Consider the following 20,939-nt stretch of genomic DNA (forward strand, 5'->3'; position numbering starts at 1 on the left):
ATCACTTTTCCTCCGTCCTGCTCATTAAAAATAGGATTGTCCTTATGGTTCTTAGACAAGTTATCGCATCCTCTTTTGAGGGTGCTGCGATATAACCTTGTCCTATGATTAGATTTTCAGATTTAAGAGTATCCGCCACTTTTACAATCTTCTTTTCATCTTCAAGTTCTTCATCAAAAAGGTCTCTCCATAATTCATGGAGGGGAAACATTTCAAGGAAGCTTTTACCTTTAAGTTCCTTGTATTTTTCCTTAATTTTCTGGTAATCTTCTTGAAGGTGGGTGAACTTCTCTTCTAATTTCTCTAATTTGGAGTTCAATTCCTCCTTCTCTTCTGTGATTTTTTCCAATTCATTTGATAATCTATTATTCTCATCTTGTAATGTGCTGTTTTCATTGGATAATTCATCTATTTTAGACTTGAATTGGTGTACTTTTTCTTCAAGTTTTCTTAATTTTCTTATATTTGCGATTGAGGATAAACCGGCTCTTATAATAGCATTTTTTATCTCCTCCATCATGAGCCGAGGGTCAATATATTCCACATCGTGGCCATAGGGTAATTTCACCCTTTCAACGTGCCCCACATTCTCTTTAAGGTTTCTCTGGAACTTCTCTGCAAGTTCTCTGCCGGTAGCATCAGCATCCGTGGCTATGAGCACTATATCAGCGCCTTCAACAGCCCTTTTAGCTATTTCCAGGCTAGTGGTTGGTATTATCGAAGAGATTGTTATATGATATTCAGAACCTAACGAGACATCCTGAAGAGCCTTTGAAACACTCTCCACATCAGATGCTCCCTCAACAATTATACGAACATCAATGGGGCCGCGATTATCTAACATTTATTTCAACCTTCGACCATTAACTTTCTTATTCTGCCAGCTATAACGTCTTATCCTCTTGGATCTTCCAAATCCGCAAGCAGCACATACCTTCTTACGTATATGATAAGCGTTTCTTCCACAACGTCTACATCTTATATGCAGACTCTTATTCCTTTTACCGAATGATGGAGTGCCTTTCATAAGTCGAATCCCTCCTGAAAAATAAGCTTTTATTAATACTATGGGGATATATATACTATGTTATCTCCTCTAATTAATACTGTTCCGAGTCTCCTGGTAACCTCTCCATTCTCCAGTTCTTCGGCATCATTTAACACAAGATTCATATGGAGGTCAAAACTCTTCAGAACACCCCTGAATTCCCTGTCACCTTTTAGTTTAATGAGAACTGGAGAATTCAATGAATTACCCAGCGCATCAAGTGGTCTTTGTATACTACCTTTTTGCGAATTCACAATCATCACCTACTAGTTCAATTTAACTAGAGCATATTTAACCTTATCGGAGGAGGGCGTCACCCACTACAATAAAAATGATGAAGGCCTTAAAGGTACTTACTTCTAAACATCTATATATTTTTTTAGATTAAAAAATAAGAGATTCGCTGGCATGGTCTCCCTACACTGGAGTATGAAAATTCCTGCTAAAAAAAGGAACAACCCCATTAGTTTTATTAAAAAATGATCCTCTCTAATGAAAATGTTATAATAAGATAATTTTCTCCTCTGCGCACTTGATTTTTAGCCTTCAAGACAAATTTTCAAAAAAAAGAACATTTTCATCAAGCTTTTTTGGAATTTCCAACAATCCCATAACACTCATTAAAACATGATATGAACTGTATCCGAAAAACTTCCATTCTATTTGAAAATCCACAAGAAATCCCCTGTTTCCAAAATTAAGACATTAATTACAGATATTAACACGATTAAGATACACTCATATAAAGGAGAGAACTTGCCTAGAATACCCAAAAAAAATAATATGATGTTAAAAAAAATCTCCACCTTGTGCAGTGGGCCCGCAAGCAATACATAATCACCATCAAGTTTGGAAAGATAATAATATAAAAAGGGTAAATATTTCATTTTATCAAATTACACAATTGGTGAGGCCCCTTGAAGGTGAAGAGAAGATACCATCTGAAAAAAAAGGAAGCTAAAAAGATAAAAGAAGGATTAGCCGACTATTCTGATTTAATCCCAGAAAAAGCAATAATAGAATTCCTCGAAGCAGAACCTTATCCTTTAATATTAATTGATGGCGAACCGTTAATCATGTTAGTCAATAACAAGCCTTTCCCCACCCTCAAAGGCGCCCTCAAAACTAGCATAAAATCTAATCGTGTTATAGTTGATATGGGGGCTGTTAAATTCCTTACAAATGGTGCTGATGTGATGAGTCCGGGTATAGTCGACGCAGACCCCAAAATAAAAAAAGGAGACCTAGTAATAGTAGTAGATGAAAAATACAAAAAGCCTATAACAATAGGAGTGAGTCTAATAGACGGTCCTTCCATGATAAAAAGCAGAAAAGGAAAAGCAATAAAAAACATACATTACATCGGAGATAAAATATGGAACCTAGAAATATAAAACTAAATTATGACTCAGGTAACATAATATCACCCCACATCCACAAGATAGGAATACTGGCCCTAGGATCCCACCTTGAAAACCATGGCCCAGCACTTCCCATAGATACAGACGCCAAAATCGCCTCCTACCTCGCCCTTGAAGCAAGTAATAGGACAGGAGCAAAATTCCTAGGCATAATATATGCAGCGACAGAACACCCATATATAAAACATGGAATACACATAAAACCCACAGAACTCATTGAAAAACACTTAAAACCAATCCTAGAATGTGCAAAAAAATCCCTAAAAATCCAAAAGGTCCTTATAGTAAATGGACACGGAGGCAACACAAAAATAAAAAAATATCTACCCACTATTTCAGAAGAAACTGGAATAAAGATAAAATTGAATAACAAGATAGTTGAAATAGAAGGCCCACATGCCGGATCCGGTGAACTTTCAATAGGCCTAATCCTAGGAATAACAGACCCCAAAAGGCTCCGAGAATGCGAAAACATTGAAGAATATCCTGAAATAGGGATGATAGGCTTAAAAGAAGCCCGTGAACAAGACAAAAAAATAGATGAAGGTGCAAAACAAATAGAAAATGAGGGTATTAATGCGGATCCAATACTTGGAAAATCCCTCATAGAAAAAGCCCTAAAAGATATCATAAAAGACATAAAATTATTACTAGATGAGTAACCCTCCATAAAATAGGTGCACCACCAATGAGATTAACCCAAAATGCCTTGAAAGTCCTCAAGGAAAGATACCTCCTCAAAGACGAGAAAGGGAAAATATTAGAAACCCCTGAGGGAATGTTCAGGAGAGTTGCCCTTGCAGTTGCACAAGCAGAAGAAAAATATGGTGGCGACACTGAAACTACCGCAAAAAAATTCTATGAGATAATGAGCAAACTAGAATTCTTACCAAATTCACCAACCCTAATGAACGCTGGCACACCAATAAACCAATTATCAGCATGCTTCGTCATACCAATAGAAGACTCAATGGACAGCATATTCGACGCACTTAAATACATGGCACTCATCCACAAATCAGGTGGAGGAGTCGGCTTCTCATTCTCCCACCTCAGACCGAAAGGGGACATCGTAGGCTCAACCATGGGCGTCGCCTCCGGCCCAGTATCTTTCATGAGAATATTCGATGTCGCAACAGAAGTTATAAAACAAGGTGGCAGGAGAAGAGGGGCCAACATGGGCATATTAGATGTTAACCACCCAGACATCATCGAATTTATAGAAGCAAAAAAAGAAGAAGGTGCATTCAGCAACTTCAACCTCTCAGTGATGGTTACCGATAATTTCATGGACGGAATAGAATCAAATATTGAATATGAACTCATAAATCCACGTACGGGAGAAGTCACTGCTTCAGTGCCGGCCAGAGAAATATTCAATCGAATGGTTAAAATGGCGTGGAAAAGAGGCGACCCAGGAATACTATTCAAGGACACAATAAACAAGGCAAACCCCACCCCAGCCCTAGGTAGCATAGAAGCCACAAACCCTTGTGTCGGCCCAGAAACATGGGTGATGACATCCAAAGGCCCCAGGCAGGTCAAAGAATTAACAGAAAAAGCTTGTAAGATAATATTAAACGGCAGAGAATGGAAATCATATACGGGATTCTTCCCCACCGGTACAAAAAGATTATATAGACTAGAAACGGTTGAAGGCTTCCACCTACGCCTCACAGCAGATCACAAGATTCTCAGATTGTCCTCCGATGGCGAACCTGAATGGAAAAAATTATCAGAACTAAAAATAGGGGATAAAATAATCCTAAATGAGCACAAAGGCCTACGATGGGATGGCAAATTCACTGAGGATGATGGTTACCTTACAGGCCTTGCAATCAATGAAGAGAATCTGAAAATCACAGATGAGATGGAGAAAGCCTCATCAAGATTCTACACAGGATTATTCAAAGGCCTTCTCGACTCTAATCCAAATAAAATATTATTTGAGGGAGATCTTGGAATCGCGAAAACACTGCAAAGGATGCTCCTAAGATCAGGAATATATACAAAGATCCGAGAATATTCATCACAATACAGACTAGAAATGGTTAAACCTCCAGGATCTTTTGCAACGGTTAAAGATATAATACCAGATACTATAGAGACAGTCTATGACATCCAAGTCCCTGGTGTAAATGCCTTTGATGCCAACGGATTCTATGTCCACAATTGTGGGGAACAACCACTACTACCATATGAATCATGTAACCTTGGATCAATAAACCTCAAACTCATGGCAGAAAATGGTAAAATAAACTGGGAAAAATTATCAAGAACAGTTAAAATAGCGGTTCATTTCCTTGATAATGTAATCGATGTTAACAATTACCCCATAAAAAAAATCGAAGAAACTACAAAAAAGACACGTAAGATAGGGCTTGGTGTTATGGGGTTCGCCGACATGCTAATAAAATTAGGAATACCTTACAATTCCAAATCCGCTCTCCGAGTAGCGGATAAAATCATGTCACATATAAAAGTTGAAGCCCAGAAAGCTTCAATGGAACTGGCACTTGAAAGGGGCTCATTCCCAGCATTCAAGGACAGCAAATGGTACCAGGAAGGTTTCGATTATATGAGGAACGCCACACTCACAACCATAGCCCCAACAGGTTCACTCAGCATAATAGCCGGTGTTACAAGCAGCATAGAACCTATATTTGCTGTATCATTCATAAGGGAGATCATCGACAGAAAACTCATAGATGTAAACCCACTCTTCGAAGTTGAGGCGAAGAAAAGAGGATTCTATGATAAAAAACTCATGGAAAGAATCGCTAGGGAAGGGTCCATTAGGAGGATTAAGGATATCCCAGCTGATATAAAACGCCTTTTTGTAACAGCCCATGAAATAGATCCAATCTTCCATGTGAAAATCCAGGCAACATTCCAGAAACACGTGGACAATGCCGTTTCAAAAACAGTGAACCTCCCACCAAATGCAAAACCAAAAGATGTGGAAAATATCTTCAAAGCAGCCTACAAACTTGGATGCAAAGGTATAACAGTCTATCGTTATGGGAGTAAAAAAAGAGAGGTTTTAAAGTTCCCAGAATCCATTGAATATGCTGGTACATGCCGTGATATGACCTGTCCAAATTAGATTACCATATAAACTATAAACTCTTCATTCTCATAAATCTTTTTTAAATAATCATAATCCAAATCACTTAAATTAACCATATTAGGATTATAGTATAACAGATTCTCAAAAGATACAAACGGGAGATTATCATACATTTTCAACCTTTTATCATATACAAGATATGCTATATTCTCCTTGCGAAGTTCATCATCCCCTGGGATACCCTGAAAATGTTCTAATAAAGGATTAACAGGTTGCCTTGAATAAGCCATTATAAAAACTCCAGTATAATAATTTGAAAAAGATGCAACTTTGTGCTTGTCAGCCTCTTTTTTAAACCATTCAGCAAGCTCTACCTCCCCCTCTGTGGGCGGTGCAATAGAAACCCTACCATAAGCTGTTAAAACACCAAAATCGGCAATCTTCGAACTTGAAAAATTCACAACAGCTTGGAATAATGAAAATGAAAAAATTAAAATTAAAAAAACACTAGCAACACTTCTATTCACTTCTCTAAAGGCTCTGAAAGCAGATTCCAAACCAGAACCTGCCAATATAGATAAGGGCAACAAAATATAAATAAGAACCCTATATGAGATGACATTAATCCCAAAATAATAAGCTTTCGAAAGTATAAACATCGAAAGGATCCATGATATGATAAAAAGATCCCTCAAACCAAAACCCTTATAAGCCCGAGCCAATCCTATGATAGCAAAGCCACAAACAAGATAACCCAAAGCTTTTGGATAATTCAAGATACTAGTCCTCACAGAAAATGGTAGAGCTGTTTCAACCCCCCCAGAGACTCCAAGGCTTTTAAGATACAATGAAGGCAGCCACCAAAAACTTGCGATAATAAAACCAGACAAAATGAAAATCCCATAATTAGATATCACAATCTTAAGATTAATGTTCTTCTTCAAAGCAGCCACTACTAAAATAAATGTTATGAATGTAACTGAAACGAAGAGGCAAAGGGTGGCTGCTGAATGTATAAGTGCAATAATACCCATTAAAGCCCCTGAAGCACATGCAAATTTTAGTCTGAGAGTTTTAATGGACTTATAATAAAAATAGATGCTAACTGGTAAAAATATCAATGCCATGTTCTCGGGTAATGGTAAAATTATCCTCGTAGCTATAACAGCCGAGATTAAAAGAATCCCGGCAAAAATCCCTGCAAGACTATCATAAAAGCGTGCGCCTACAATAGTAACTGATAAAACTATGAAAGCCGCGAAGAATGGTTGCATGAACCTTGAGATCTCGAATGGGCTCAAACCCAAAGCTAAGGAAAAAAAAGTTAATAAAAGGTGGAAAAGTGGGGGATAATTGATGAATCTGCCTCCGGGTGCATTATAAACAGGATCAAAGAAAGTGAAACCCTTTCCCACATAAATCTGTGCAAGGTGTATATGATAGAAAATATCCCATCCAAGTGGCCATTTATAATTTAAGGTCGTCCGAAGACAGATTACGAAAATAACCAATGGAGGGATAATATAAGCCAGTTTTTTATCCATAGGATGTTACCACCCATTTTCTCATGGACATTTTTCACCAGTTTCAATCGCCTCTGATATTATGGAAGATTCTTTCACTTTTTCATGTTTTCGAGACGCTAAAGCTATCCTCTTTATACTTTCCAGTATTCTTAGTAGTGAGTCAAGCCAATTGAATATATCACCAGAGTATGCTTGTATCTGGTATTTTTTAAGGAGCAGCCTACTTATATCAGCAGGATCTTTCCCTCTCAATCTCATTTTAACAATATATTCTGAAAGTTTAGCTTGTATGCAATCACAGAATGGTCTCTCTTTACATTCACAGGATAAAAAGTCAATTTGTATATTGATAAGAGCTTCTTGGAGTTTTTCATCTAATTTTATGATATTGTCACCATTGGAGATTATGTCCAGCGTTGAATCTGCAAATAGCTTATTTGAAAATTTAACCTTTAACTTTTGGGTTAACTGGTTGTGCAGACGATTTGAAAGATAAGCATTCTCGAATGGTTCCATAGAAAGGGCTATTTCAAGAGAATCCGTATTATCCAACTTTTCTCTTATATAATCAGCTTCTTCACATTTTAGGAAAGATTTGGAGACTGCCATCCCGTAATCTGTAACCTTTAATCTTCCATTATCCTCTATTATAAGGCCATATGATTCTAGGATTTCAAGAGCCTTTTTTGGGCTAATGGGCCATGTAGGTTTTTCTTCAATGTCTTTGATGTTTTTAACCGCGCCTGAACTTATATCGGCTAATAATTGCTCCATGACATCTTCTTTGGTGTAATAGACGTTAACAGGGTCTAAACCTGTTTCGAGCAATTCTATGGCCTTTGATTCTTCGGTTTCTCCATCGAATGACATTCCCACTTCTGGTAGTAAGTATACTATGCCCCTGTCATGATATGATGGTCTCCCAGCCCTTCCGAGCATTTGGGAGAACTCGTTAGGGGTTATCCACCTGTTACCCATGAGTAGTGTTTCAAATATTACTTGGGAAGCTGGGAAGTCAACGCCTGCTGATAGTGCGGCTGTTGTGACCACTGCAGCCAATTTTTGGGATGCGAATTTTTTCTCGATTTTTCTTCTTTGTTGATAAGGCAACCCTGCATGGTATGCTTCCGCTTTTATTCCTCTTCTTTGGAGGTAATCTGCGATTAGTCTTGTTTTTCTCCTGGAATTCGTGAAGATTATGCTCTGTCCATGGAATCCTTTTTTTGAAATGTTTTTAAATTCTCTGGTGGTTAGTCTCGTGATGAGATCTCTTTTTTCTTCCTCGTTTCTTAGGAATGTGAGATGCCTCTCTAATGTAACGGGTCTTTTATCATATTCAATTAATTTCAAATTGAATTCTGATGCTATCTCTTCTGGGTTGTCAATGGTGGCTGATAACGCGATAATCTGAGCTTCTGGGAATATTTTCTTTAACCTTGATATCATCCCATTTAATCTTGAACCCCTTTCCTCATCATCTAGTGTGTGTATTTCATCGATGACCACAACACCAAGCTCTTTTAGGATGTTGGATTTGTCAGATCTTAGTATGAAGTCTATGCCCTCATAGGTGCCAACGATTATATCAGCGCCCTTGATATCGGTGTCTGGTATTACAAGCTCTCCTCTAGCCTTCACCCTGTTCATCCCAACTTTTATGGCTGTTTTAAGGCCTATTCTCTCGTATTTGGACTTAAAGTCGCGGTATTTTTGGTTTGCGAGGGCTACAAGGGGTGTTAAAAACATGAACTTTTTACCCTTTAGAGCTTTAGGTATCCCGGCTAGTTCTCCTATTAAGGTTTTTCCACTTGCAGTGGCAGATACTATTAGCAGGTTTTCGCCTTCCAAGAGGCCTTCTTCTATTGCGAGTTTTTGCACGGGTAAAAGTTGTCTGTTGCCATGTCTTTTTAATATGGCTTTGAACTTTTGGGGTATCTGTAGTTCATCCACAGTAATTGGGTTTTTTTCACCTTTTGATGAGGTTATTTTATCGAATAATGTTAGATTGGGGTTCTTTAATGGGTCGAAGCGGGGTTCGAAGACTTTTAAAACTTTTTCCAAGTCTTGTGTTCTTTGGAGGAGTCTTTTAAAGTTTTTGAATGTTGTTTTGTCCATCCTATTATATTTGATTTCTCTTTTTATCATTTCATCAGCACATTGTTTGCATATCCACTGTTTATTATATTTGAATGATGAGGCTGGGGTGATGATTGTAACATATCCTTCGAGAAGGCAATGTTGACATATTCTAGCATAATGGTTTTTAATATTAAGGGATTCTAGAAATTCTTCTATTTCCTTGTCTTTGCTTGGGAGGAATATTAACTGTTTTCTGAGAAGCTTTATAGCCTCCGCTGGGGGTGTTGGTTTTTCCTTTTTACCCTTTTTTATTATGAAGCGTTTTATCCTAGGCCCTTTACTAGTTCGTGTTAGTCGTATATGACCTTGAAATAATGGTCTTCTGCGAGAATTTAAAGCTCCTTTGGCTTTTCCGATGGGTAGTAATTCTATTATCCTTTTTTTCCTATTTAATATTATCATTTTCTCTCTTCTTTTTTTAATAGTTCAATTGCCATTTCTCGTAATTTGAATTTTTGGACTTTGCCACTGGCTGTTAGTGGGAATTCATCCACGAAGAAAACGTGTTTGGGCACTTTGTAACGGGCTATCCTTTCTATTGCATAATCTCTAACATCCTCTTCTTTTATGTCAGCGCCTTCCTCTTTTATGACGAAAGCTCCTACTATCTCACCATATTTTTCATCTGGTATTCCCACTACTTGGACGTCTTTGATCCCTGGCATGGTATGTAGGAATTCCTCGATCTCTCTTGGGTAAATGTTTTCACCACCTCTTATGATCATGTCCTTTATACGTCCAACAATTGAATAATAACCGTCTTCGTCCATGACTGCTAAATCGCCACTGTGAAGCCATCCATCTTCATCTATGACCTCTTTTGTCATCTCTGGCATCTTATAATAACCTTTCATCACATTGTATCCTCTGCAACATATTTCACCTATCTGTCCAGGTCCGAGTTCTTCACCTGTTTCAGGATCCACTATCTTAACCTCTATGTGTGGGAGTGGTTTTCCAACAGTTTCAACCCTTTTTTCTATAGGATCATCCACACTACTCTGAGTAATACCTGGGGATGCTTCTGTAAGCCCATAGACGATGGTAACTTCCTTCATGTGCATGTCATTGATAACACGTTTCATGGCCTCGATGGGACAAGGAGATCCTGCCATGATTCCAGTTCTGAGGGATGAGAGATCGAACATGTCAAACATCGGATGTGTGAATTCTGCTATGAACATTGTGGGGACGCCATATAATGCTGTGCACTTTTCTTTTTCAACTGCAGCCAATACTAATAACGGATCAAACTGTTCTAAGACTACAAGGGTCCCTGCGTGGGTTAAAATTGCGAGCACGCCAAGGACTATCCCAAAACAATGGAATAGCGGCACTGGAAGGCATAATTTATCCTTTTCTGTGAACTTTTGCCTTTCACCGATATAGTAGCCGTTGTTGAGGATGTTACGATGTGTTAGCATTACACCCTTTGGGAATCCTGTTGTACCAGAAGTATATTGCATATTTATAACATCGTCATTGTTAAGGGTGTTTTTCACCTTTTCCAGTTCACTATCTGGGATGTGCTTTCCTAGTAACATCAGTTCATGAATGTTATACATTCCGCGATGCTTCGCAGCCCCAATATAAATGACACTTTTAAGCTTTGGGAACCTTTTACTTTTAAGGTTGCCCCTTTCATGGCTTTTAAGTTCAGGTACGAGTTCGTAAATTGTCCTTATATAATCAACATCACGGAATCCGTCTATGATGGCTATGGCTTTCATATCGGATTGCTTCATCACATATTCTAGTTCATGGCTTTTATAGGCTGTGTTTATTGTGACGAGTACTACTCCTATTTTCGCCGTGGCGAAGAGGAATGTTAACCAATCTGGGACGTTAGTCGCCCAAATACCTAAATGGTCACCCTTTTTGAGTCCGATGGCTAAAAGTCCCTTCGCTAATAGGTTGACTCTTTCATTGAATTCATGATAAGTGAATCTCAGATCCCGGTCAGGGTAGACTATAAATTCTTTATCAGGATATTTCTTTACCTGTTTTTCTAGGAATTCGCCGATTGTATCTTCTGTGAAAACCATAAAATTTATCCCTCCCCCATTCTCTGTTAGAATGGTGTGTAGACTACTGCCAGTATCTTTGCTGGTTTATCGTTTCGTGTATGTAAATGATGTGGTACTATAGAATCGTAGTAGATGCTGTCCCCTTCCTTGAGGTGATATTTTTCTTTACCATATAATATTTCGATTTCTCCTTCAAGCACATATATGAATTCTTCGCCTTCATGGGATGAAAGTTTGAATTTGGCCTTGTGGGGTTCAACTTGGACTATGAATGGTTCCATGTGCCGGTCAACTTTCCCAGCTGCGAGGGAATAAAAATCGAGGTGACTTTCGCTTGTTTCATCCTCCTGCCCAGAAAAGTGTATGACCTTCTCAGCTTTCCCCTCCCTTACAATCACTGGTCCTTCTTCTATTGTATCATCTAATAGCGTCCCTAATCTGATCCCAAGGGACCTTGAAATCTTGATAAGGGGAGCGAGTGATGGTATGATCTCACCTTCTTCTATATCCTTTATAAGATCCTTTTTAACTCCACTATTCTTGGAAAGTTCTTCAAGACTTATCTCCTTGTCCTTTCTAAGCTTTTTTATTTTTTCACCAATGTTGGCCTTGGCCCTCACATAATCACCTGGAAAAGTCTGTCGTAGAAATCGTTTGTATTATATTTTACCAGAGTATCATAAAAAAGATTAGCCCATAAAGTACCCATCATAAAAAAATGGATATAATTAAGACTTCCAATAACCTTCAAACTTATCAATAAAAATAATATATAAATAATCTTATGTAGGGGGGTTTTGATGCGGAAAGAGTACTTTATAATACTCGTAGCAGCCCTTGCAATTCTCGCCATCCTAGCATTCTACACGACCAGCGAGAAACCCTTATCCGATAAAAGAGTCGCCATTATAATATTTGACAGATATAATCCCATAGAATTAAAAGCTGCGGAAAAAATAAGTGGAAATTATACCATCATAGCTGCTAACAGGATAAACAGAGACTATGACATTTACATTGAAGATATGAACCCAAAGGATATAGGCCAATATGATGCTCTAATACTCATCGGTGGAAGCGGAGTATACGACAGAGTAACAGGGAAAATAGATGATCCAAACATGGAGAAAGTCATTGAAATCGTTAAAGAAGCTAACAGGCAAGGTAAAATTATAGGTGCAATTTGCGCAGCCCCTGCAATACTAGCAAAAGCAGGGATACTAAATGGTAAAGAGGCCACCATATACCCTGGCCTCGAATATATATTAACTGAAAGCGGCGCAAAATACGTGAAAAGGGATGTTGTGGTCTCCGGGAATATAATAACTGCAAAAAATCCTAACGTGGCCGATGAATTCGCAAGGACAATAGCTGAAAAACTCGGAAGATAGTGATCTATAATGGCATCCAAAAAGGATGATACTATAGCAGCCACGCTAATGGGATTATGCTGTCTTGGGATTTTGATATTGGTAGTTATCGGGGGCCTTTTGCCCGAATCAGATACTAGGGACAACATCACATTTAACATTGATAAAAGCAATGAAACCACTCAACCTGCTAATAATACAAGTGAACAGCACATATATGAGACGAGCGGTTACTGTTATCATGTAGTGGACGGTGATACAATAGATGTTGAAGGCGTTGGGCGCATACGCTTAGTTGGTGTCAACACCCCAGAACGTGGACAGCCAGGATACCAAGAAGCAAAAGATTTCGTAGAGGAAATGTGCCTAGGTAAAACAGTCCATTTAGACATTGATGATGTTAAAAATCGTGACAAATATGGTCGAATACTCGCCGTAGTTTACGTGGATAATGTGAACTTAAACGCGGAATTGCTCAGAAGAGGATACGCCGAAATAATGTACATACCACCCTCAGAATTCAACCCATACGCATGGGCTTAACAAAAAAATGTTTAATGGCCGCTAAAAAGGCCCCACTTTTAACCTCAAAATGTCATGAGTTTTCAATATATCCTAAGAAAAAGTATATATAATAAAATGTGAAACTCTTATAAGAGGAGAGGTTCTAAAATATGATAAATTTCACGGTTTATCATATTTTAGGAATATACTTCTCAGAATGGGCATCATGCTCACAAAAAAAGTATTAGAGGGGGAAAGATGGATAAAAAGTTTTTACTTTCTATACTTGCTGTGATGGTACTTCTGACTTCTTGTTTTGGATGTATTCAATGGCCGCCCATTACCCAACAGAATAATACTACAAATCCTCCTATAGTTATCCAAAGCGGTGATGGGTCCTCTGGAGACTCACGATCTTCAGGAGCCCAAGAATGTCCGAACTGTGGATATTATCCATGGTACGTGGGTACAAGGTGTCCACAGTGTGGATATGGAGACGATGATGGCCTATTAGTTTGTCCAAACTGCGGATCCTATAGTTACCATGCTAGAGGTACTGCTGGCTACGGAGATCCCAACGGCTATTGTTCAAATTGTGGATATCGTATATACCAATAGATGAAATTTTATGGGAGATTATCCCCCCCTTTGCATGTTTTTTATAAGTTGAAGGATTTTATGAGTAGTTCTTCGTTGACGAAACCCGCCCTGAATACTTCACCTGTGCGAAGATCGTTGATGAAAACCTCAGCCGGGGCGAACATCCCCTTATCTATCTTGTAGAAATCGTAATCAGCCTCTTTAAATATTTCATAGAATGGTCTGCCATAGTCTTTGGAAGCTGATGATGGAAGATTCTCTGCGAGGGATTTCAGATCGTCACCCTCATCTGATTGGATATAATAATATGTACGGCCCCCGAAGAGCACAGCATCATTTGTTTTACCCATTGCCTTCAGTCCATCAGGGTCTACTGGTGCTATTGGTGCTATGCCAGCAGCATATTTCACCTTTTTAACATCAAAATCTAGAGCTTCCAGCATCTTATAAGTGCCGTTTTCAACAACTCTACCGGAAATTTGTATGGAACCCACAATTGATGCGGTTGGTGCTACTAAAGCATAAACATTTTCGGTTGAAACTCCACATTCCTTGGCTATGTTCTCTGTAACGTCCTCGTCTGGTAATTTGTCACTCTCAAGGGCTATTATCGCGATTTCAGCATCATCCTCATAATCTATCTCTTCGTACGTTTCACTTGGTTTCTTGGATAGTGCGCGGGCCGGGCCTGAGCCCAATGCAAAAAAGTCTCCGACGTTTACAGCCCACCCTGCCTTTTGGGATCCTAGGGTTGAAATGGCTGGGAAGTCTGTTTTCACTTTTACTGATGGTAGAGCTAATCTTTTAGAGAGGTCTGCTGGTATTGATATGCCCACACTCGCAAGCCCTCCAAGACAAACTTTGGTGTAAAGTTCACCGGCTTTTATACTCCCTTCCACATTCACTCCACAATCTAGGATTGTTGAACCATTATCTAATCTTTGCACTTTAATTTTAAGGTCATCTGCCTTGGATATCATTTCATCAACGATTTTTTTAGCCCTTAAATTTACACTTACCATATTCTATCACCTCGATATCATTTTTTGAGCTTCTTCAAGGTCTGTTTCGTATATGTGGGCGCTTATAGAATGGATTGTTATTGGGCCTACCTGGGCTCCCGTTTCTTCCGCAACATGCTTTGTAAGGTATGCTAGGCCTACTGCGTTGGGGAACCATGCGCCGTAGATGTCGTGGGATCTCCAAACTCCAGTTGTGTGCATTTTACCATCCCTGATTTTGAAGTCTATGAGTATCATGCATGGTACTTCGTCTTCTCTCGAATCTATCCTTGGATCCCATGTTATCATTGTAGCTCGCCTGGTCTTTCTGAAATTTTTAAGCCTTTTTATGGCCTCTTCTACTTGGTCGACGTTGAAGTGGTCTCTTAGTCTGTTACCATAGGTGTATGTGAAGCCTGGGTTGTTTGGTGTGAGGAATTGGTTTGCGTATTCTTTGAGTTTTTCACCAGTCCAGAAGTATCCTTTTGGGACTTCGACTTCTTCGCTTATCTGGTAGAAATTTGTTTTGAATGGTGTTTGGATTTCTACTATTGCATTGAGAATTTCCAATGTCATGGAACCTCTTTCGTCTTTTATTGGTTCGCCTTCTTCGAGTATCTTCTTTAGGAGTTTTTGCCATCCGTCTTTAATTTCATTGGCTGTTATCTTGTAGGGCATTGGCCGCCTCCACCATGTTTTTGAGTTTGGAGAACGCAACGTTCCTTGGAAGTTTTCTCATCCCACAGTCTGGATCTATGATGATTTTTTCTTCTCCAATTATTTTTATACCTTTTTTGATGAGCTTTTTTATTTCTTGTATGGTCTCTATTTTTTGGCTTTTTGTATTAATGCATCCGAATCCTATCTTCTTCTTTTTTATTTCAAAGTCATTAATGATTTCTAGGTTTTTGGGAGTTCCTGCGAATTCACAATCTATTATTTCTACGTTAAATTTTAGAAGATCCCCAAAGACTTCTTCTATATCCCCGCAAACATGCAATGCTACTGGTACATTTATAACGTTTGATATCCTTTTAACTGCTTTTTTAGCCGTTTTAATATTGACGATACCAGTGGATAGGAATGGTTCATCTATTTGTATCATTGACGCTCCAGCCTCTTCAAGATATGATGCCTCTCTCTTTAAGGCTTCTGCCATGTCCATTATCGCCTTTTTTTTATCTTCTGGATTATAGAAGCCTTCAATCCTTGATGAGTAGACTAGTGTGCTGGGGCCTGTGATTATACCCTTAATCTCTTGTTCGCCTCCAAGCTTTTTAATGACTTTCTGGGAGAATTTGAGGTCTTGAGCTCCTATAGGGTTCTGGGGTGGTAATATTCTTGTTATTATCTTTGATGTGCTATTGTCGACTTTCATTCCGGGGATTTTCGACGCGAAGATGCTTATCATGTCCCCTCGTACTTGTCCATCAGAGATTATATTTATACCTGCTTTTAGTTGGTCTTTAACTGCTATTTCAATTGCATGTTTGTAAGGATCATAGAATCCTAAGATGTTTAATAATTTTTCTCTCCAGTTTCTTGGTTTAGATGGTTGGCTTGGATAACTTCCAACTACCGTCGTTAATATAATTTGCACCCCCCATGAGGTTTATTTTATCGCAACCCTTTCTATTTTTTTTATTTCCTCATCTTTTACAGGTATTTCGACTACTGCAGTCCCGTAACAGGGTTTTGTATAAGGTATCATGACTGTTTTCTTTTCCTTGTTGATACCGATGGGTATTGGGGGTATCCCTATAAGTCTTGCTCCGAGGATCTTTTCACCAGCCTTCACATATAGAACCTCCTGGGCTCTTTCTTTGATCAGTTTCGCACATTCTCTGAAACCTGCCTTTGAAATATGGATTCTATAATCTTCTGATTGCTGTAGATAAGTTTCGAGACAAAATGACATTTTAATCCTCCAATTCCTCTAGGAGTTTATCTATGCGCACCTTCAATGGGTTGGGGTTGTGATGAGCTCTTACAGATACTATATGAGAGTCCGTGTTCTCTTTAACCTCCCTTTCAAGAATGTTTAAAATCTTCGCATCCCTTCCAAATATTATCGCTATAGATGGAATCTCTAGTATACTTTTAAATGTTATGAAATATGCTAGGGCAGCGTCGTTGTGTATAAAACCGAATAATAGATCATATTTACCCTTTGAAAGACTATCAAGGGTTGAGTCAAGATCTGAAGTCTTATCCAGGTATGATCTGGCGGGATCTGCCACTTCAAGCAATCTTAAAGCGGCTGGATTAGCAGTTACTGTTACACTATAATTTTTCTCCTTGAGTTTATGTGAAAGGTATAAAGCAAGAGGTGCTTGTATAGGAGATTCAGGGCAACCTAGGAATATTAAAGCCTCTTTCATCAGTTACACTTCCTTTATTTTAACCACATGGGCGACTATCAATGAACTTAAAAATATGAATGTCAAGAGTGCTGTTCCATTAATGCTCCTATTAACAATGAAAAGGCCTATAATGGCCTGAGATATAAATGCTACCAGGGAACCTATAAGGAGGGCCTCCCTTCCAAGATAACTTTTCAATCCCTCCTCCCTCTTAGATCTGTAAATTTGAAGCAATTTGAAACCTAATATTATGATACCGAGACACCAGAGCAAGAAAAAGAACAATGTAAGGTATCCGAAGTCATAAGCCCAACCAAATATCCCAGGTAGCATATAATCTATTACATCCTTCTTGCTTACTAATACACCGTAGAATATGGGTAATGGTAACCCGAAGAATAATATCAAGGATAACGGCAAGGAAATGTATCCATCTGCGAAACCTTGGGACGCATCCCCCCAATATGATGAAGATGGATCGTGTCCAATAAGATAAGTGTTCTTAAGAACCATCTTTATGCTTGGAATAGCATTTTCCTCTAGCCTTGTTATCCTAAGATAGGGGCTTAAAATGGGCATTTGAAAAATCCTTGAAACTAATTCAAGGGAGCCGAATGCTACTATAACTATTAAGATGAATAATATAATCCTTTTAAATGTGAAGACCGATTCCCTTCGGAACGATTTTGAGATTATGATCAGACCTATGAATAATCCAAGAAGCCATAAAAGGAGGAACGACCTGTGCATCAACCCCCCAAATATTGTTATACCAACTATTATGAGGTATAAGAATCCTCTCAAACCTCTAACATCAACACCTGCATCTTCCATCATGTTTATAGCTGCTAATGCAGTTATCATCGTCATAAGCGCTAGAGCCCCGAAAGGGTGAGTGTACTCATGTTGTCCAAATGATGTGAAAAGAGAGATCACATCTATCCCAAATATCACATTGAAGATAACACCAAGAAGGAGACAAAGGAAGAGTACAAATCCTAGTGAAATAGGGGCAAGATTAATTAGGAATATTATGCCAACGTACAATATTATCGCTACTTCAATTATCAGTTGAAGATGGTTTTGAGGGATTAATTGCAATCTATCCTCCCCCTTGGAACTTTAATCCCCATATGGACTAACCTCACATAAATAATTTTATCTTACAAATTTTTCAAAGAGGATCATATCCTCCCCTTCGCCATTATACCCTTCTAAAACATTCACATCCCCAATTTTTCTGGTTTCAGGACCCTTGTAATCCTTAAATCCATGCTTCCTGTAGAAAGATATTGCTCTCCTGTTTATTGGTTTTGTTATAAGGGATATTTTCCTAACATTCTTCCTTTTAACTGTCTCTATAAATTCTTTTAAGAGTTTGGATGCTATGCCATAACCTCTAAATCTTGGATGAACACATAAAAGATGTATATAAGCCTCCTTTGGGTTGTCCTGTGATATGAATCCTAGAAGGAATCCTACTATACTATGGTCTTCTTCGGCTACAAATGACGTGCTTGAGAAAAATTTCGTGAACAGATGATATATAGAATTTCTCTCCGTGGCCATTGGTTTACATTTCAATGCAAGTTCCGCTATACCAATGAAATCCCCTTCCTTAACATTTCTAATATTCAATATATCACCCAATGGAGGGTTAAATTTAAATAATATAATATCCAATAATTCCTTGAATATAAAAAGGGGCTGGTAGCTCAGGTTGGTAGAGCGTCGCCTTGGCATGGCGGAGGCCCCGGGTTCAAATCCCGGCCAGTCCACTACCCATCATTAACCGCATTGTAAATGTTTTCGATTATTATCTTAAATAGGTCATCTGTTTCTATTTTTGGCGGCTTTTTATCATCTAATAGCAATCTAAGGGCCAGTTTTACTATTTCATCCGTTTCAGTTGATCTGTACATTAGACCATTCTCTATGTAGAATTTATCTACGGCTAATGTTTTACCAGGGTAACATGATATGACGGGCGTTCCTAGTAGTGCGGCTTCACGATTCATTGTACCCCCAGCCCCTATCATGAGGTCACATTTTTTCATCAGACTGAAAGTATCCACTGGCGGCTTAAGGATTGTCACATTCTCATACCCCTTGAATAATTCAGCTTGTTCCTTGAATCTTGGTATGATTAGGATGTTGGCATGATCCTTAAGCATTTCAACTATAGGCGTCAAAACTGATTTGTGACAGTCCGCATCTAGATATGATGCTAAGGCAGGTTCAGGTCGCATTAGGATAGTCTTTTCTTTCTTCAGTTCCAGTTTAAGATCATGGAATATATTATCATTGTATTCGAAACTTTGAAAGTGTAAGATCTCTGACGTGCCCTTGTAACGTATTATGGAGTTTGGATCCGCACCTGTTTTTATAACATCCCAGAAGTCTATGACTTCTGGCATTATTATTTTCTCGCATAATGGTAGTGTGAGCTTATTAGCGGCTATTGCATGTTCATTATCGAGTATGTAGACACTGGGGATTTTAAGGCCAAATGTCACCCTTGGAAGTTCTATTGAATGCTTTGACACTCCAACATCAGGTTTCTCATCTATTATCAGCTTTGAGAGCTTATAAGTTCTTTTAGTGCTCTCTTCTAATTTTTCGGCTAATGAAACTCCATGTCTGCCTATTGATATGAAATCAAATCCGAATAATTTCATTAATTTGTGTATATCCCCAAATTTGCGCGTGGTTATAATGACATCTTCTCCTTCTCCTTGTAGGTATTCAATGATATCTTTGAAAAATCTTACATGGGGTGAGTTTGTTATGTCAATCCATACCTTCACATGATCACCACAAAAGATGATTACATAGCCTCTAAGATGGCTTCTATAACCTCTTCAATGCCTTCATCATTTTTTAGGCTGGTTTTTATAACCTTTACATGAGGGTTGATCCTTGATACGTCTTCTACCATTTTGTCAATGTCTGCGCCAACTGCATCTGCAAGGTCCACCTTGTTTATTATTACAAGATCAGCCTCTTTGAAGATCAGCGGATGTTTTTGGACGGTGTCATCACCCTCTGTGGCGCTTATGATAACTATTCTCATATGTGAACCAAGATCAAAATCAACTGGGCATATGAGGTTTCCCACATTTTCTATGAATAATAAATCTATTTTATCAAGTGGGAGGTCTTCCAGGCCGTGTTCTACGAGGTGGGCGTCGAGGTGGCACTCTTTACCGGTGTTAAGACCCACCACTGGGATGTTATATTTTTTAACTCTTTCTGCGTCAAATTTGCTTATAATGTCACCTGCTATCACGCCTATTGAATAATCCATATTTTCTATGAGCTTTTCTATGAGCGTGGTTTTACCTGAACCCACCGCACCGAGGAAGTCTATTGCAAAGACCCCTGCCTTATCAAGTAATCTTTGATTACGCTTTGCAAGTTTCTTGTTAGCTATTAGTATATCATTTTGTATTTCCACCTCTGCAATCTTGTGCATAATATTATTCCTCCTGTTCAATTTTTATGTTCTTGATGTTGCATTCTCTCCCATCAATTATCTTAAAGTTGCCCTTGCCACAAGATGGACATGAAATTATCGGATTATAATGGTCTAATTCATCATCAGAGCTTATCCCCCCTTTATATCCACAAGAACATTCTATCTTGGCAGGTACCAATTCAATGTTAAACTTTGCACCATCTAGTATAGTGTCTTCACTTAAAACTTCTAATATGAATTTTATCTGCTCTGGGTTAAGAAGTGTTAACTCCCCGATCTCTATTGTAACCTCTAATACTTCTATGGCATTGTTCTTCTCAGCAGCGTCAATAACTGTTTTTATAATAGCATCAGCCATTGAAAGTTCATGCAAACAAATCACACCTTTCAGA

General features: G+C 38.5%; 22 protein-coding genes and 1 tRNA gene. 6 read left to right on the forward strand and 17 right to left on the reverse strand.

Translation table 11 applies throughout. The features are described 5' to 3' along the window. Position 1: 1 nt before the first annotated feature. The 3 genes from QFX38_06645 to QFX38_06655 are packed head-to-tail and all read right to left on the reverse strand — an operon-like array spanning position 2 to position 1,308. Entirely contained in the window at positions 2 to 844 is an 843-nt protein-coding gene (locus QFX38_06645) for a toprim domain-containing protein (protein MDI9624547.1), read from the reverse strand. Beyond that, complete coding sequence (locus QFX38_06650; protein MDI9624548.1) at positions 845 to 1,027, reverse strand: 50S ribosomal protein L37e; 183 nt, start codon at positions 1,025 to 1,027, stop codon at positions 845 to 847. A gap of 38 nt (positions 1,028 to 1,065) precedes the next feature. Beyond that, the gene (locus QFX38_06655; protein ID MDI9624549.1) at positions 1,066 to 1,308 is read right to left on the reverse strand and encodes an LSm family protein; all 243 of its coding nucleotides are present in this window, start codon (positions 1,306 to 1,308) and stop codon (positions 1,066 to 1,068) included. A gap of 657 nt (positions 1,309 to 1,965) precedes the next feature. Between QFX38_06655 and QFX38_06660 the strand changes: the two genes are divergently transcribed. Genes QFX38_06660 through QFX38_06670 form a run of 3 tightly spaced genes read left to right on the forward strand, consistent with a single transcriptional unit; the run spans position 1,966 to position 5,575 of the window. Beyond that, on the forward strand, positions 1,966 to 2,442 hold the full coding sequence (locus QFX38_06660; GenBank protein MDI9624550.1) for an RNA-binding protein: 477 nt from the start codon (positions 1,966 to 1,968) through the stop codon (positions 2,440 to 2,442). After that, positions 2,424 to 3,131 (forward strand): 2-amino-5-formylamino-6-ribosylaminopyrimidin-4(3H)-one 5'-monophosphate deformylase, encoded by a 708-nt coding sequence (arfB, locus tag QFX38_06665; GenBank protein ID MDI9624551.1) that lies wholly within the window; start codon positions 2,424 to 2,426, stop codon positions 3,129 to 3,131. Before QFX38_06660 ends, arfB begins: the two co-directional genes overlap by 19 nt. A 26-nt stretch (positions 3,132 to 3,157) precedes the next feature. Continuing rightward, entirely contained in the window at positions 3,158 to 5,575 is a 2,418-nt protein-coding gene (locus QFX38_06670) for a ribonucleotide reductase N-terminal alpha domain-containing protein (protein MDI9624552.1), read from the forward strand. Here QFX38_06670 and QFX38_06675 read toward each other — a convergent pair. The 4 genes from QFX38_06675 to QFX38_06690 are packed head-to-tail and all read right to left on the reverse strand — an operon-like array spanning position 5,572 to position 11,851. Next, positions 5,572 to 7,083 carry a hypothetical protein gene (locus QFX38_06675; GenBank protein ID MDI9624553.1) on the reverse strand — a complete coding sequence of 504 codons (1,512 nt, stop codon included), beginning with the start codon at positions 7,081 to 7,083 and terminating at the stop codon, positions 5,572 to 5,574. The two genes, QFX38_06670 and QFX38_06675, sit on opposite strands and share 4 nt — an antisense overlap. 21 nt (positions 7,084 to 7,104) lie before the next feature. Further along, positions 7,105 to 9,606 (reverse strand): DEAD/DEAH box helicase, encoded by a 2,502-nt coding sequence (locus QFX38_06680; GenBank protein ID MDI9624554.1) that lies wholly within the window; start codon positions 9,604 to 9,606, stop codon positions 7,105 to 7,107. Then, entirely contained in the window at positions 9,603 to 11,249 is a 1,647-nt protein-coding gene (locus QFX38_06685; GenBank protein MDI9624555.1) for an AMP-binding protein, read from the reverse strand. The genes QFX38_06680 and QFX38_06685 overlap by 4 nt, the downstream gene beginning before the upstream one ends. Before the next feature lie 26 nt (positions 11,250 to 11,275). Beyond that, on the reverse strand, positions 11,276 to 11,851 hold the full coding sequence (locus QFX38_06690) for a cupin domain-containing protein (protein MDI9624556.1): 576 nt from the start codon (positions 11,849 to 11,851) through the stop codon (positions 11,276 to 11,278). A 180-nt stretch (positions 11,852 to 12,031) separates the two neighbouring features. Here QFX38_06690 and QFX38_06695 point away from each other — a divergent pair, with 180 nt between their 5' ends. Continuing rightward, positions 12,032 to 12,622, forward strand: coding sequence for a DJ-1/PfpI family protein (locus QFX38_06695; protein MDI9624557.1), 591 nt, complete (start codon positions 12,032 to 12,034; stop codon positions 12,620 to 12,622). A gap of 9 nt (positions 12,623 to 12,631) precedes the next feature. Beyond that, positions 12,632 to 13,144, forward strand: a complete 513-nt coding sequence (locus QFX38_06700; GenBank protein ID MDI9624558.1) for a thermonuclease family protein — start codon at positions 12,632 to 12,634, stop codon at positions 13,142 to 13,144. A 620-nt stretch (positions 13,145 to 13,764) separates the two neighbouring features. On the opposite strand, the gene mch is transcribed toward QFX38_06700, so the two are convergent. The 7 genes from mch to QFX38_06735 are packed head-to-tail and all read right to left on the reverse strand — an operon-like array spanning position 13,765 to position 18,707. After that, the gene (mch, locus tag QFX38_06705; protein MDI9624559.1) at positions 13,765 to 14,727 is read right to left on the reverse strand and encodes a methenyltetrahydromethanopterin cyclohydrolase; all 963 of its coding nucleotides are present in this window, start codon (positions 14,725 to 14,727) and stop codon (positions 13,765 to 13,767) included. 6 nt (positions 14,728 to 14,733) lie between these two features. Continuing rightward, the gene (locus tag QFX38_06710) at positions 14,734 to 15,384 is read right to left on the reverse strand and encodes a thymidylate synthase (protein MDI9624560.1); all 651 of its coding nucleotides are present in this window, start codon (positions 15,382 to 15,384) and stop codon (positions 14,734 to 14,736) included. Further along, positions 15,359 to 16,297 carry a methionine synthase gene (locus tag QFX38_06715; GenBank protein ID MDI9624561.1) on the reverse strand — a complete coding sequence of 313 codons (939 nt, stop codon included), beginning with the start codon at positions 16,295 to 16,297 and terminating at the stop codon, positions 15,359 to 15,361. The genes QFX38_06710 and QFX38_06715 overlap by 26 nt, the downstream gene beginning before the upstream one ends. 21 nt (positions 16,298 to 16,318) lie before the next feature. Beyond that, positions 16,319 to 16,624 carry a DUF1894 domain-containing protein gene (locus QFX38_06720; protein MDI9624562.1) on the reverse strand — a complete coding sequence of 102 codons (306 nt, stop codon included), beginning with the start codon at positions 16,622 to 16,624 and terminating at the stop codon, positions 16,319 to 16,321. A gap of 1 nt (position 16,625) precedes the next feature. Further along, a complete protein-coding gene (locus QFX38_06725; protein MDI9624563.1) occupies positions 16,626 to 17,087 on the reverse strand; it encodes a DUF1890 domain-containing protein in 462 nt (153 codons plus the stop codon). Between the two features lie 3 nt (positions 17,088 to 17,090). Beyond that, positions 17,091 to 18,170 (reverse strand): hypothetical protein, encoded by a 1,080-nt coding sequence (locus tag QFX38_06730; GenBank protein ID MDI9624564.1) that lies wholly within the window; start codon positions 18,168 to 18,170, stop codon positions 17,091 to 17,093. A 57-nt stretch (positions 18,171 to 18,227) separates the two neighbouring features. Beyond that, positions 18,228 to 18,707, reverse strand: a complete 480-nt coding sequence (locus QFX38_06735) for a GNAT family N-acetyltransferase (protein MDI9624565.1) — start codon at positions 18,705 to 18,707, stop codon at positions 18,228 to 18,230. 66 nt (positions 18,708 to 18,773) lie between these two features. Between QFX38_06735 and QFX38_06740 the strand changes: the two genes are divergently transcribed. Beyond that, a tRNA-Ala gene (locus QFX38_06740) sits at positions 18,774 to 18,847 on the forward strand. Here QFX38_06740 and QFX38_06745 read toward each other — a convergent pair. From QFX38_06745 to hypA, 3 genes are read right to left on the reverse strand one after another with little or no spacing between them, the layout of a single operon-like run. Beyond that, entirely contained in the window at positions 18,848 to 19,876 is a 1,029-nt protein-coding gene (locus tag QFX38_06745) for a DUF354 domain-containing protein (GenBank protein ID MDI9624566.1), read from the reverse strand. Positions 19,877 to 19,896: 20 nt separating this feature from the next. After that, entirely contained in the window at positions 19,897 to 20,544 is a 648-nt protein-coding gene (gene hypB, locus QFX38_06750) for a hydrogenase nickel incorporation protein HypB (protein ID MDI9624567.1), read from the reverse strand. A 4-nt stretch (positions 20,545 to 20,548) separates the two neighbouring features. Next, on the reverse strand, positions 20,549 to 20,920 hold the full coding sequence (gene hypA, locus QFX38_06755; GenBank protein ID MDI9624568.1) for a hydrogenase maturation nickel metallochaperone HypA: 372 nt from the start codon (positions 20,918 to 20,920) through the stop codon (positions 20,549 to 20,551). Between the last annotated feature and the right edge of the window lie 19 nt (positions 20,921 to 20,939).

It is taken from the genome of Methanothermobacter sp. (assembly GCA_030055615.1).
Lineage (GTDB): Archaea > Methanobacteriota > Methanobacteria > Methanobacteriales > DSM-23052 > Methanothermobacter_A.